This window comes from Flavobacterium glycogeni, assembly GCF_048286775.1.
In the GTDB taxonomy this organism is placed as follows: domain Bacteria; phylum Bacteroidota; class Bacteroidia; order Flavobacteriales; family Flavobacteriaceae; genus Flavobacterium.
Map to the genome: position 1 here is coordinate 1 of NZ_JBLVPV010000032.1, position 15,150 is coordinate 15,150.

The 15,150-nt window shown below is 36.5% G+C and carries 7 protein-coding genes and 1 pseudogene; 2 read left to right on the forward strand and 6 right to left on the reverse strand.

The window, feature by feature from the left end; genetic code table 11:
* From ACNQGX_RS16890 to ACNQGX_RS16905, 4 genes and pseudogenes are all read right to left on the reverse strand, one after another.
* Positions 1–3,441: pseudogene (locus tag ACNQGX_RS16890) on the reverse strand (hypothetical protein); the annotation flags it as partial.
* Positions 3,442–3,455: 14 nt separating this feature from the next.
* Entirely contained in the window at positions 3,456–3,992 is a 537-nt protein-coding gene (locus ACNQGX_RS16895) for a hypothetical protein (protein ID WP_417978212.1), read from the reverse strand.
* A gap of 1,267 nt (positions 3,993–5,259) precedes the next feature.
* Positions 5,260–6,126, reverse strand: a complete 867-nt coding sequence (locus ACNQGX_RS16900; protein WP_417978214.1) for an alpha/beta hydrolase — start codon at positions 6,124–6,126, stop codon at positions 5,260–5,262.
* A 603-nt stretch (positions 6,127–6,729) separates the two neighbouring features.
* Positions 6,730–10,182, reverse strand: coding sequence for a methylmalonyl-CoA mutase family protein (locus ACNQGX_RS16905; protein WP_417978216.1), 3,453 nt, complete (start codon positions 10,180–10,182; stop codon positions 6,730–6,732).
* 273 nt (positions 10,183–10,455) lie between these two features.
* On the opposite strand from ACNQGX_RS16905, the gene ACNQGX_RS16910 reads away from it, so the two are divergent.
* Positions 10,456–11,163 carry a DUF4197 domain-containing protein gene (locus ACNQGX_RS16910; protein ID WP_417978217.1) on the forward strand — a complete coding sequence of 236 codons (708 nt, stop codon included), beginning with the start codon at positions 10,456–10,458 and terminating at the stop codon, positions 11,161–11,163.
* 24 nt (positions 11,164–11,187) lie between these two features.
* Here the strand turns inward: ACNQGX_RS16910 and ACNQGX_RS16915 are convergent, their stop codons facing one another.
* Complete coding sequence (locus tag ACNQGX_RS16915; protein ID WP_417978219.1) at positions 11,188–11,355, reverse strand: hypothetical protein; 168 nt, start codon at positions 11,353–11,355, stop codon at positions 11,188–11,190.
* Between the two features lie 93 nt (positions 11,356–11,448).
* Here ACNQGX_RS16915 and purU point away from each other — a divergent pair, with 93 nt between their 5' ends.
* On the forward strand, positions 11,449–12,303 hold the full coding sequence (gene purU, locus ACNQGX_RS16920; RefSeq protein ID WP_417978263.1) for a formyltetrahydrofolate deformylase: 855 nt from the start codon (positions 11,449–11,451) through the stop codon (positions 12,301–12,303).
* Positions 12,304–12,623: 320 nt separating this feature from the next.
* Here the strand turns inward: purU and ACNQGX_RS16925 are convergent, their stop codons facing one another.
* Positions 12,624–14,831 (reverse strand): TonB-dependent receptor domain-containing protein, encoded by a 2,208-nt coding sequence (locus ACNQGX_RS16925; RefSeq protein WP_417978221.1) that lies wholly within the window; start codon positions 14,829–14,831, stop codon positions 12,624–12,626.
* Positions 14,832–15,150 lie beyond the last annotated feature (319 nt).

The window sequence follows — 15,150 nt, forward strand, 5'->3', positions numbered from 1 at the left end:
TCCATCTGTAAAGGTCGGACTTACAGAACCACAATTATCGGTTGCTGTCGCTGTTCCAAGCGCTGCAGTAATAGCAGCTGCTGTTGGATTACAGCCCAGAGTACCGTTTGTAGGTGTTCCTGTAGCAGTGATTACTGGTGCGATTGTATCCACAGTCCAGGTTGCTGTACGCGAAACTGGTGCTGCTGCGTTGCCACAGGCATCAGTTACATTCCAGGTTCTGGTTTGTGAACGTAGACATCCGGTGATAACCACAGATCCATCTGTAAAGGTCGGACTTACAGAACCACAATTATCGGTTGCTGTCGCTGTTCCAAGCGCTGCAGTAATAGCAGCTGCTGTTGGATTACAGCCCAGAGTACCGTTTGTAGGTGTTCCTGTAGCAGTGATTATTGGTGCGATTGTATCCACTGTCCAGGTTGCTGTACGGGAAACTGGTGCTGCTGCGTTGCCACAGGCATCTGTTACATTCCAGGTTCTGGTTTGTGAACGTAGACATCCGGTGATAACCACTGATCCATCTGTAAATGTCGGACTTACAGAACCACAATTATCGGTTGCTGTCGCTGTTCCAAGCGCTGCACTAATGGCATCCGCTGTTGGATTACAGCCCAGAGTACCGTTTGTAGGTGTTCCTGTAGCAGTGATTACTGGTGCGATTGCATCCACAGTCCAGGTTGCTGTACGCGAAACTGGTGCTGCTGCGTTGCCACAGGCATCAGTTACATTCCAGGTTCTGGTTTGTGAACGTAGACATCCGGTGATAACCACAGATCCATCTGTAAAGGTCGGACTTACAGAACCACAATTATCGGTTGCTGTCGCTGTTCCAAGCGCTGCACTAATGGCATCCGCTGTTGGATTACAGCCCAGAGTACCGTTGGTTGGTGTTCCTGTAGCAGTGATAACTGGTGCGATTGCATCCACAGTCCAGGTTGCTGTACGCGAAACTGGTGCTGCTGCGTTGCCACAGGCATCAGTTACATTCCAGGTTCTGGTTTGTGAACGTAAACAACCGGTGATAACCACTGTTCCATCTGTAAAGGTCGGACTTACAGAACCACAATTATCGGTTGCTGTCGCTGTTCCAAGCGCTGCAGTAATAGCAGCTGCTGTTGGATTACAGCCCAGAGTACCGTTTGTAGGTGTTCCTGTAGCAGTGATTACTGGTGCGATTGTATCCACAGTCCAGGTTGCTGTACGGGAAACTGGTGCTGCTGCGTTGCCACAGGCATCAGTTACATTCCAGGTTCTGGTTTGTGAACGTAGACATCCGGTGATAACCACAGATCCATCTGTAAAGGTCGGACTTACTGAACCACAATTATCGGTTGCTGTTGCTGTTCCAAGCGCTGCACTAATGGCATCCGCTGTTGGATTACAGCCCAGAGTACCGTTTGTTGGTGTTCCTGTAGCAGTGATTACTGGTGCGATTGCATCCACAGTCCAAGTTGCTGTACGGGAAACTGGTGCTGCTGCGTTGCCACAGGCATCAGTTACATTCCAGGTTCTGGTTTGTGAACGTAGACATCCGGTGATAACCACAGATCCATCTGTAAATGTCGGACTTACAGAACCACAATTATCGGTTGCTGTTGCTGTTCCAAGCGCTGCACTAATGGCATCCGCTGTTGGATTACAGCCCAGAGTACCGTTTGTAGGTGTTCCTGTAGCAGTGATTACTGGTGCGATTGCATCCACAGTCCAGGTTGCTGTACGCGAAACTGGTGCTGCTGCGTTGCCACAGGCATCAGTTACATTCCAGGTTCTGGTTTGTGAACGTAAACATCCGGTGATAACCACAGATCCATCTGTAAAGGTCGGACTTACAGAACCACAATTATCGGTTGCTGTTGCTGTTCCAAGCGCTGCACTAATGGCATCCGCTGTTGGATTACAGCCCAGAGTACCGTTGGTTGGTGTTCCTGTAGCAGTGATAACTGGTGCGATTGCATCCACAGTCCAGGTTGCTGTACGGGAAACTGGTGCTGCTGCGTTGCCACAGGCATCAGTTACATTCCAGGTTCTGGTTTGTGAACGTAGACATCCGGTGATAACCACAGATCCATCTGTAAATGTCGGACTTACAGAACCACAATTATCGGTTGCTGTCGCTGTTCCAAGCGCTGCAGTAATAGCAGCTGCTGTTGGATTACAGCCCAGAGTACCGTTTGTTGGTGTTCCTGTAGCAGTGATTACTGGTGCGACTAAATCGGGTGTTACCGTAAAGGTTCTTGTGCAAGTCGTAGTTGCTTCGCAATCACTGGTTACTGTCCATGTAACGGTCGTAGATCCTCCACATTTATTTGGTGCTAAAGGAGTTACAGGATTCCTTGTTAATACAGGGTTAGTGCCACCACTTGTACTAAAAGTTGCAAGCCAGGCATTAAATTTTGTATTAATTTGATCTTGTGTCTGACAAGCCGCTTCAGTAACAGCTGTTGGGCAATTAAATAGTACCGGATTTGAAGGAGGCCCTTGTATCGTAAGATTTGTTTCATCTTTACATCCTAGGTCATTACCCTCTACAGTAACTGTATAGTCACCAGCTACAAGATTTGGAAAGCTAACCGTTGTGAATGGCGTGAAATCTATAACTACATCAGGAAACCCAACACGATGCAGGGTATATTTAAAAAACGAACTACCACTTGAAGTTGCATTAACTACAAGATTAGTAGTACCTCCAAAACATGTAATAGGAAGAAATGATGTTGTTACATCTACATCTGTTATTACGATAGAGGCACTACATTCAGAACTACCTCCCGGAGCATTAACACGTAAAAGACCCAGAATTTTCCCTGGGGTTGTTCCCGGAAATAATACTGCTGTTATAGTTCCTGAATTTGTTGCAGGATTATAAGCAAAAAGAGTATTAGATATAATCATTGCTCCATTTGTAGTGTTATCCGGCCCCGGAGGGAATGTTAAGATAAGCTCAGGAACAAGAGGTGTTGAATTTGCATCATAACCACTATTTGCAATTTCGACTGTAAACGTAAGATTTGTACCAAAACACGCTTTAAGGGGACCCACTATGTTACATGATGGTGGTGGTAAAAATACAAAATTATTGATTTCAGCAGTTCCTGCAGCAGTAGTTACAAAAATCCTACCGCTCTCACCTGATGAAGACACTATAGCTGTTATAGTACTGGAATTCACAACGGTAAATGAAGTGGCCTCTACTGTCCCAAATTTAACTGATGTAGCACCCGTAAAATTGGTTCCTGTAATGGTAACCGTTGCTCCCGTTTTGGCAGAAGCCGGCGAAAAACCTGTAATAGTAGGAACTTGCGCATAAACCATCTGAACTGTTGTCATCAGTAAAAACAGCACCATCGAAAAGTATCCCAATTTATTATTCTTTTTTTTATTTGAATGACCGGATCTTTTGCAACAGTCACCCAATTCTTCAATTTTGTTTGAAATTTCCATAATGTAATTTTTTATCATTTATAATTTAAATTTCGACTTACGGTAACTGATTTAGTGCAGGTGCAAGATTCACTTAAACCTCCATTTAAACCAGGATTTGTGACGGTAAGCTTTATGGTAAAGCTTCCTCCTTTAGCACCTGCTTTCACCTGAATACTTGACGTGCCCTCACCTGAAACTATAGTAGCCTCAGGTACGTTTTTATCAATTTTCCAAGAATAAGCAGTGTTAGGGCCAGAGTTAAAAACATCTGAATTGATGCTTATTATGCTGCCTCCTCCAGAATCAAAATACCCCCTTAACGAACCTGACAGATTACAGGAAGGTTGTTGAGCATACAGAAAGCTTGTAAAAAGAAAAAGCATAACAAGTAAAAACATACTTGAAATAACATTTTTATTCTTAGAAGTTTCCTCGACAAAATTACTTGTGTTAGTCAGTGAATAATTCACTCGACTTAAACCCATTTTAAATCCATTTTCATCCGTAATCAAGACATTATCCCGATTACTGAAAAACACTAAAAAATTTAATAAAACATGTTTTTTCATAATAATTATTTTAAAGTTTCAAAACCACAGCATTAATTAAAAAGTAGGACAGTAGAAACAGGGATACAGAAAATAGAATGTGTTTTTTAATCTCGTATGTATCTGATACCATTGTTATTTAGGCAAGGTATGTCTGCAGATACAGATCGAGGTAAAACACTAAAAGGAAATAACAAAACACCCCTCAGAAGAATTCTGAAGTTTTCAATCAGCAAAAGAATATTTTATGGCTAGAGCCATAATTATATTCTTTCATTTACCCAAATAACACCCTTCAAAAGAATTCTGAAGTTTACTATCATCAAAAGAATATTTTATAGAAGTAAACTATAACTAAATTCTTTTAATAACCATATAGCCGCTTAAAAAGCAACCATAAAACTCTAATCTAAAACAATTAGCATTGAAATTAAAAAAATAGGATGAAACAAAAGTTTTCAGACTTGGGGAGAAAACTTGCAGAAAACGAAACACCTTCATAAACACATTTATGAAGTACTCCATCATCAAAAAGACATTCTATTGCGGGGAACAATACTGAATTCTATTTATTAACCTAATAATCGCTTAAAAAAGCAACCTTACAAACTCTAATCTATAAACAATTAGCATCGAAATTAATAAAATAGGTATGAAACAAAAGTTTTCAGACTTGGGGAGAAAACTTGCAGTAAAACGAACATCTTCAAAAAAATAATTTATGAAGTACTCCATCATCCAAAGGATAGTTTTATTGTGGGGAAACAAAAAAATCTTTTGTTAACCAGAAAGTTACTTTATAAAAAAAACTTAAATCATATAACCTTTAACTGAATCAAAGTTAAGTATTGAATCAAAAAAAGAAAAAAAAATAACCTTAAACAAGACAACATTCTATTATTACCGACAAGAGACACTATTCGCTAAGAAAAGGTTTACAGCTATAAAACATTAATACTAAACTACTGGTTAACTAATTGATAATCAATTAATTAAGTGTCTTATTATTTAAATTTTGTTAATAAAAAAATAATGTTAAAAAACAATAAAACTCTTTAACACATGGATTATTAATGTCGATTTTTTTACCCTACATTGTATTAAAATATTCCTAATCGTAAAGTCTTAAAAATGATTCCTGTTTTAAGGTTTCAGAAACTTTATAAGGGCTTTAAAACATTGATTTTTATTCTTAAAACGCTACAGTAATTTAAAAAATGACAATAAAAAAAGGCCCTTCATTGCTGAAAGGCCTTTTGTGTTAAAAATCACAATTTAATTTTAATTTCTATTTTACGGCAACAGTGTTGTTTCTTAAAATTTTGCTAAAAAATAATACATGAGAAGGCAACGCATTTTCCCAATATTCCCAAGTATGTGCACCTGGACGTTCCGTATAATCATGAGAAACTGTATTATAAACGAGTCTTCTGTGTAATTCCCTATTGGATTCAATTAAAAAATCATCGACACCACAATCTATAATCAATTCCAGTTTATTATTTTTTATTTTATCTACCATATTTAAAACCGCATTCGAAGCATACACTTCCTGCGACGCTCCTTCAATTCCAAAGACAGGTTCCATTAATTTAGTAACTCTTTCCTTAGATTCCGGATTAATCATGCTGCCCATATCAACGGCTCCACTCATACTGCCAGCCGCACAAAATAACTCGGGATGTTTTGTCGAAAGATACAACGCCCCGTGGCCTCCCATAGAAAGTCCCGTAATTACGCGTCCTTTTCTGTCATCTATTGTTCGATAGGTAGTATCTACTTTCTGAATTACTTCTTTTGTAATATAAGTCTCAAACTGACTTCCTTTATTAACAGGACTATCAAGATAAAAACTAAATGTTTCTCCTTCCGGCATTACAATTATGATATTATACTGGTCTGCTAAATTGTGTAATAAATTCTTATCCGGAGTTTTAGACAACCAATCATTAAAATGACCATAAGCACCATGCAACAGATAAAGAACAGGATAGGAAGCTTTACTTTTGGCATAAGAACTTGGCAATACTACCGCAGCTTTGTAGGTTTTATTCATAGCTGTACTCGGAATTTGCAACGTATCGGCTTTTGCACCATAAGAGAATACGGTATGACCCAGAAGAAAAAAGAAAAATAAAATTTGAAGTTTTTTCATTTGAAAGTTTTTTTGTGATTGAAAAGTAAATATACATCTTTTCAAAAACACTAGTTTGATCGTTTACAAAACCTAATACACTTTACAAAATCAATTTATTCATTCACAACATCTTAATCCCACATCGATGTGTTTTTGTAATAAATTCTCTTTACAATTTTGCAAAAAACAATTCAATTAAAAACGCATTGGCTTTTAAAACTATACCTTCTCAATCTTTTCTATTTTAAAAATCAAACAATACAAATAGTTTTATATGACTGTCTGCTTTATGGACTAACTTTACTTTTTTCACCACAGATTTAAAGGATTTCCACAGATTAAAGAAAAAGTGAATTAGATTTATTGGATAAATCCTTAAAATCTGTGGCAAAAATTATTGCTACTATTAGTTACTTAAGTAAGTAAATTATAATCAAACAGCTCAGATGAATTGCCGAATTTTAAAGCGGTAATTGATAAAAAATTAATACCGTGATTTCAAAAACTAAATGGTATTAGCAATAATAATAATAATAATAATAATAATTAAAATTTCAGCAAACAAAAAAGACCTCTCATCATTGAAAGGTCTTTTATAAAATCTATTACTATAAATGTAGTTTACATATTCCTTCTGTACTGTCCACCCACTTCAAATAAAGCCGAAGTAATTTGTCCCAAAGAACAAACTTTCGTCGCTTCCATTAAATGTTCGAATAAGTTTTCGTTTTTAATGGCCGCTTCCTGAAGCGTATTTAAATGCTCATTCACTAAATTCTGATTGGACTGGTGTAAATGGTTCAACATATCAATTTGGTATTGTTTTTCTTCTTCGGTAGCACGAATTACTTCGGCTGGAATCACTGTTGGTGAACCTTTAGAACTCAAGAACGTATTCACACCAATAATTGGGAATTCACCTGTATGTTTCAAAGTCTCATAATACAAACTTTCTTCCTGAATTTTACTTCGTTGGTACATCGTTTCCATGGCACCAAGAACGCCACCACGTTCGGTGATTCGGTCGAATTCCTGCAAAACCGCAGCTTCCACTAAATCCGTTAGTTCTTCGATGATGAAAGCACCTTGAATTGGATTTTCGTTTTTAGCCAGACCTAATTCTTTATTGATAATCAACTGAATCGCCATCGCACGACGTACGGATTCTTCTGTAGGTGTGGTAATTGCTTCGTCATACGCATTGGTATGCAAGGAATTACAGTTGTCATAAATAGCATACAAAGCTTGTAAAGTCGTACGAATATCATTGAAATCAATTTCTTGAGCGTGCAAAGAACGTCCGGAAGTTTGAATGTGGTATTTCAACATTTGCGCACGTTCGTTAGCACCGTATTTGTTTTTCATGGCTTTCGCCCAAATTTTACGTGCTACACGACCAATAACGGCATATTCCGGATCTACACCATTCGAAAAGAAGAACGATAAGTTGGGTCCAAAATCATTGATATTCATACCACGACTCAAATAATATTCCACGTAAGTGAAACCATTAGAAAGCGTGAAAGCCAATTGCGTGATAGGATTTGCTCCTGCTTCGGCAATGTGATAGCCCGAAATAGAAACCGAATAAAAGTTTCTTACATTCTTGGTAATGAAATATTCCTGTACGTCGCCCATCAATCTAAGTGCAAATTCAGTAGAGAAAATACAGGTATTTTGTGCTTGGTCTTCTTTAAGAATATCTGCTTGAACGGTTCCACGAACTTGAGATAACGTTCTTGCTTTGATTTCATTATAAACATCTAAAGGTAAAACCTGATCTCCTGTAACACCCAAAAGCATCAAACCTAAACCATTGTTTCCTTCTGGTAAATCGCCTTGGTAATGTGGTCTTTCAACTCCTTTTGCTGCATATATTTTGTTGATTTTTGCTTCAACTTCTTTTTCAATACCGTTATCCTTAATGTAAAATTCACATTGTTGGTCAATGGCTGCATTCATGAAAAAGCCTAATAACATGGGTGCTGGTCCATTAATAGTCATACTCACCGAAGTCATGGCGTGAACCAAATCGAAACCGGAATATAATTTTTTGGCATCATCCAAACAACAAATTGAAACTCCGGCATTACCAATTTTTCCATAAATATCAGGACGTACATGTGGATCATTCCCGTATAAAGTCACACTGTCAAAAGCAGTTGACAATCGTTTTGCAGGTAATCCTGCACTCACATAATGAAAACGCTTGTTGGTTCTTTCCGGTCCGCCCTCACCGGCAAACATTCGGGAAGGATCTTCTCCTTCACGTTTGAAAGGATATAAACCTGCGGTAAAAGGAAATTCTCCAGGAACGTTTTCCTGTAAACACCAACGTAAAATATCACCCCAAGCTTTGTACTTTGGTAATGCAATTTTTGGAATTTGAGAATGTGAAAGGGACTCCGTATGCGTAGCCATTTTTATTTCCCTGTCACGAACTTTAAACGTGTAAACTGGATTCTTGTACTTGTTTACTTTTTCGTTCCAAGTCAAAATGATTTCCCAATTGTAAGGATCCAAATCCATTTTTACTTTATCGAATTGATTCAGTAAAAGGTTCAAAAAGATTTTGTCCTCAGCTGCACCCGGTTTTTCAGATTCTAAAGCAGTTGGCAAAACCGAATCGTCATTAATTCCTGCTTTGTTTAACTCAGGGATTTTTTTAGCTACTGTTTCAATCGTTTTGAAAATTCCGTATAGTTTCTGGGCCACTTGCTCTTGGCTTACCGCCGTAACATCATATTTACGGTTACTTTCGGCAATTTCAGACAAGTAACGCGTTCTGTGCGGTGGAATAACGAAAATCTTCTCGCTCATTTCGCGAGTGATTTGAAAGGTTGATTTCAAATCAGAATTCGTTTTCTCCACGATTTTATCCATTATCGATTTGTACAACGTATTCATTCCCGGATCGTTGAACTGGGATGCGATAGTTCCAAAAACCGGCATTTCATCTGGATTTACATCCCAAAGATTGTGGTTGCGTTGGTATTGTTTTTTTACATCACGAATCGCATCGAGTGCACCGCGTTTGTCGAATTTATTCAATGCCACTAAATCGGCAAAATCAAGCATATCGATTTTTTCCAATTGTGTTGCGGCACCAAATTCCGGGGTCATTACGTATAAAGAAACATCAGAATGATCCATGATTTCTGTATCGGATTGCCCAATTCCCGAAGTTTCAAGGATAATGATGTCGTATTTTGCGGCTTTTAAAACTTGAATTGCTTCGGCTACGTATTTTGACAAAGCCAAATTTGATTGGCGTGTTGCCAAAGAACGCATATAAACTCTAGGGTTGTTAATGGCATTCATACGGATTCTATCTCCCAGCAATGCACCGCCCGTTTTACGTTTGGATGGATCTACAGAAATTAATCCGATGGTTTTTTCTGGAAAATCAATTAAGAAACGACGAACCAACTCATCTACCAATGATGATTTTCCTGCACCACCAGTACCCGTAATTCCAAGAACTGGTATTTTTGAGGTTTCATTCTTTTTGTGAATTTCATCAAAAACTGGTTTTGCTATTTCGGGGAAATTTTCGGCTGCCGAAATTAAACGCGCAATAGCGGTTGGGGTTTTATCTTCTAGTTGACTTAATTCCCCATCCAATTTATCTCCGATAGCATAATCAGATTGTTGCACTAAATCATTTATCATTCCTTGTAATCCCATGGCACGTCCATCATCCGGAGCATAAATTCTGGTGATTCCGTAGGCTTGCAATTCAGCAATTTCAGAAGGTAGAATCACACCTCCTCCTCCACCAAATATTTTGATTTGTCCTGCTCCTTTTTCCTGAAGCAAGTCATACATGTATTTGAAATATTCGTTATGTCCGCCTTGATAAGAAGTTATTGCAATCGCATTGGCATCTTCTTGTATCGCTGTATTGACTACTTCTTCAACGCTACGGTCGTGACCTAAATGGATTACCTCAACACCGGTAGATTGAATAATTCTACGCATGATATTTATCGCTGCATCGTGACCGTCAAAAAGAGCTGCTGCGGTGACAATTCTTACTTTATTGTTAGGGATATATGGTTTTTGTTGTTCCATTTTATGAATATGATAATTTAAGCCTGCAATTTACGATTTTATTTTAAAAATTATTTGATGTTGCTGCCGGTTGTTAATAAATAAGAAATAATTTTGTTATTTAGCCCCGATGGAAGTGGCATCCCTTGCTTTTTCAGCGAGGATACAGCGTCCCGATAGTTATCGGGAAGCGGGACAAATGCTGATTAATAAAACTAAAATTTGTGCTCCTAAAGAATAGTTGGCTTTGTTTTTGAATAAATAGTATTTTTGAACTAATAAAAACAATTTACGATGAAAAAAATTTTAATGGTAATGATGGCGGTTTCGCTTTCCAGTTGTGCCGAAATGCAACAAGTTATGAATCAATTTCCACAAACGCAAGGAATTGGCGGTGTTGATATTGCCGGCGGATTGAAGGAAGCGCTGAATAATGGGATTTCGAAACAGGTAACGAAATTGACCGCAGTAGATGGTTTTTACAGAAATGAAGCCGTAAAAATTTTATTGCCGGAAGAATTGCGAAAAGTTGATGCCGGTTTGAGAAGAATTGGATTGAGTTCTTTGGCTGACGAAGGGTTGAAAGTATTGAATCGTGCTGCCGAAGATGCGGTGAAGGAAGCAACTCCGATATTTGTTGACGCCGTTAGAAACATGACATTTATGGATGCCAAAACGATTTTGATGGGAAATGAAAGTTCGGCTACTACATATTTACAAAACAGTACTTCGACTGCATTGTACGGAAAATTTAATCCTGTGATTAAAAATTCGTTTACTAAAGTGGGTGCAGATAAAGTTTGGACCAACATTATTACAAAATACAACAGCATTCCTTTAGTAAATAAAGTGAATCCCGATTTGACTGACTACGTAACCAATCAAGCGTTGAATGGCGTTTTCAAGATGGTTGCCGTTGAAGAAAAAAATATCAGAACAAATTTGAGTGCCAGAACTTCTGTTTTATTGCAAAAGGTTTTTGCGATGCAGGACAATAGATAGATTATTATTATCAACAGTTTAAAATTACTGTGATATATTTGATTTGAAAAGCAAACAATTTGCAGGAATACAGCTGAGATAAATTGCCGTTGGTTTTAACCAACGGGATATAAAATTTCCAGAATCATTGGCTTTAGCCAAAATTAGCACTATAATTTTGGCTAAAGCCAATAGGCTTTTTTTACATTCCATTCCGTTGGTTAAAACCAACGGCAATTGAAACAAAAACACTCCACTAATATTAATGATGAAATAGTATTATTACCCAAAAACACCAACCTTAAAATGCAAAAAATAACCATACTCATTCATTGTGAAGACCAAAAAGGAATCATTGCCGCAGTGACCAATTTTATATTAAAAATAGAAGGCAATATTGTTTATATTGACCAACATGTTGATGTAGAACAGAATGAGTTTTTTATGCGATTAGAATGTGAATTGACCAATAAAGAAATAGGTTTAGCATCGATACAAAATGATTTTCATCAAACGATTGTCCAAGATTTCAATATGTCATGGGAGATTTATACTAAAGATCAAAAACCAAGAATGGCATTGTTTGTATCTAAATACGACCATTGTTTATTTGATGTTTTGGGTCGTTACAGTGCTGGGGAATTGAATGTGGAAATTCCATTGATTGTGAGCAATCACGAGGATTTAAGATCTATTGCGGAACGCTTCAATATTCCGTTTCATTATATTCCTTTTACCAAAGAAAACAAAGCAGAAGGAGAACAACAGCAAATTGAATTGCTTAAAAAATACGGAATTGACTTTATTGTACTGGCGCGTTACATGCAAATCATCACTCCAAATTTGATTGCGTTGTATGAAAATAAAATCATCAACATTCATCATTCCTTTTTACCGGCTTTCCCGGGAGCAAAACCGTATCATTCGGCTTTCAAAAGAGGCGTGAAAATTATTGGTGCCACCAGTCATTATGTTACGCAAGAGTTGGATGAAGGTCCAATTATTGAGCAGGATATTACCCGTGTTTCGCATATTAATTCCATTGAGGATTTTATTATGAAAGGCAGGGATTTGGAACGTATTGTTTTGGCAAGAGCCATAAAACTGCATTCCGAACGTAAGACAATGGTTTTTAGTAATAAAACCGTTGTATTTTCGTGAAATAATTTTTATCCTAACTTCAACTTAAAAACAAACCTCATTTAAAATTACTCAAATGAGGTTTGTTTGTTTTTGTGATTATATCTTTCTATTTAAATTCGAAAAAAAGCATTACAAACAGCTATTGCTACCAGTTATTTTAGCCTGTTAAAATTCCCATTTGTAACGCCGAAATTTTTACTATTCACAGCGGTTACAACACCTTATTTCTTTGAAAAGTTACATCAACTGAGAACCAAATTCTTTTAGGTTTGTATTATAGGTAGTTTTAGGTTTTGTTTCAATTTTTTGCACATCAAATTTGTTGATGGAGTATCTATTTATTGCACTCTACCGTTCTCAGATTGACCTGATGAAGTGTTTCCGTAGTTCACTTTTTTCAATTTCCCAAAATTGTACGTTAGTATAAGCCTATAATAGTTTGTGTTAAGTGTTCTGCCATATTCAACAAATGTTTGACCAACTTCATAATTCCCGACTGGTTTGTCTTTATGAAATATATCGTTTGCCATGAGCTTCACTTTTAAGGATTGATTGAAAAAACTCTTTTCGACTCCCAAAGTAAGTAATGAACGACTTTTTCGATAGAAAAGACCATCATATTTTTCTCCCAAATACCATCCTAACAACTGAACTTTTACTATTTTTTTAATGTCGAATTGGTTGCTGGAATAAAAATAATAAAGCGGTTTACTCTCTTTTAAACTAAAAATTATATCATTGGATATAAATTCATCATAGCTCACATTGATGGTGTTGACAGATGTCCACCAATCAGTACTGTAGGGAATAGAAAGTGATGCAAAATAGGAATGCAATGTACTCAAATTTAACGTTTTTAACACATATGAATTTTGATTACTTCCTTGTAATGCCGCACCCGAAATTGGGTCTGTGGTATAATTATACCCTACTTTAAAATTATATTTATTCAATGAAGTTGATATTTCAAAGGAATGCGTTCTTTCAGGCTTTAAATCAGGATTCCCTTCGATGGATGTAAATGCATCTTGATAAATAATCGTGGGATTCAATGCTTGATATCTGGGTCTGGTTATTCTGGATGCGTAAGAAGCTCTTATTTGTGTTTTTTCAGATAATTTCACATTTAGATAGGCACTCGGAAAAAAATCTATATAATCTTCCTTTTTTTGGATAATGGTGTTCAACAGGTATTTCGTAAACTCGCTTCTTATTCCGATACCATAATTCGTTTTTTCATTAATTTCTCCACCAAAATTCATATAAGCGGCCGAAATCATCTCTTGATATTTAAAATTATTGGATAACTGGTCATCCCAAATAAATGGATTTCCGTTTTCAGCAACATAAAAATCAGAATTCGATTTATTTTCAACGGTACTGTATTTCGCCCCAAAATCAAGCTTACTTTTACTACTAAACGCTTTTGTATAATCCGTCTGTGTACTAAAAACTTTAATTTTATGATTGATTTTATTATTTAAATTCCTAAATGATTCTTCCCCGTTCACACTATTATTTTCATTAATATAATCATCTGTTTCTGAATCAAAAACAGAGTATTGCGTTCCGACAAATAAAGAAGTGCCCAGACTGTCTATTTTTGTATTGTAGTTTGCCGAAATTGAATTATTATACGTTACAACGTCGTTGTCAATTTTACTTTCAAAAAAACCGTTTGTTGCATTAGAGGTGATACTGTTTTCGCTTTTGGTAGTCCCTCCTAAATTATTAGAATAGCCACTATATTCAACTGAGATGTATTTTTTTTCGTTGAAATCATATTGTCCTCCTAGTGTATAGTTCGAGAAATTTTCATATTCTCTTTCCCAATCCGTCTTTAATTTTGATTTAAAATTATCTATTTCTTGCGGTCTTTTTCTGGTTGTATTTAAAATTTCCCTTGTTTCTCCAAGCAACAAACCGTAACCTCCAACTAATGATATTTTCCTTTTTTTATAATTTATATTGACATTTGTGGCTGCATTTGGAGCAGAAAAATCGGAAACACTATAATATTGATTGACTGTTCCTTTATAACCTTCTTCAAAATTTGCAACCGTAATTATATTGATAACTGCTTTCCCTTCGGCATCATATTTTGAAGATGGATTGGATATAATTTCTATTTTCTTTATTTGGGAGGCAGCTATAGAGGCTAAGCGTTCATTAGTTATTTGCACACCGTTTAAATAAATTATAGCTTCCCCTTTTCCAAAAACAGATACTCCATTATCGGCAACAATAACATTAGGCGATTTAGAAAGAATTTCAGTTACAGAGGTGCTTGTAGCCAGGATAGTATTGGCTACATTCACTTCCATAGTCCCGTTTGATTTATTCCTAAATAAAGGAACTTTTGACACAACTGTTACCTCATCCAGATCAACTGTGTTTTTTTTGCCAATCTTGATAGTATCCTTTGCAACCTCATTTTTAGAATTTGTAACCCTTCCGGATATTGTATTAATGGATTGAGCATTTCCAAGTAGTGAAATCAATGATAATCCAATTAGCAAGACTTTTAATAAATCTTTTCTTTTCATTTGTTTTGAATTTGTGATGTTAGCATTTAATGCCGCGAAATTGCAAAACATCAATCCATTCAAGGGGTAGGAATCAGGAATTAGTAGTACGGATTTATATATCTGAACTATTTAGTCGCATTTTGAATAAAAATTGCTGGAGTTGTGTTTGTTATTGCCAAATTTCTTATTCCACTCAACAAATGAATTCAATCATATTTAGAGCTGCGGCTCCATATTCATATTCTGGAAAATTCCAATTCCTTTTAAAAAAACGGTTTACTGTATTTACATAACCATAGCTTAAATTTTCAACTACTTTCAGATTATTATACCCGTT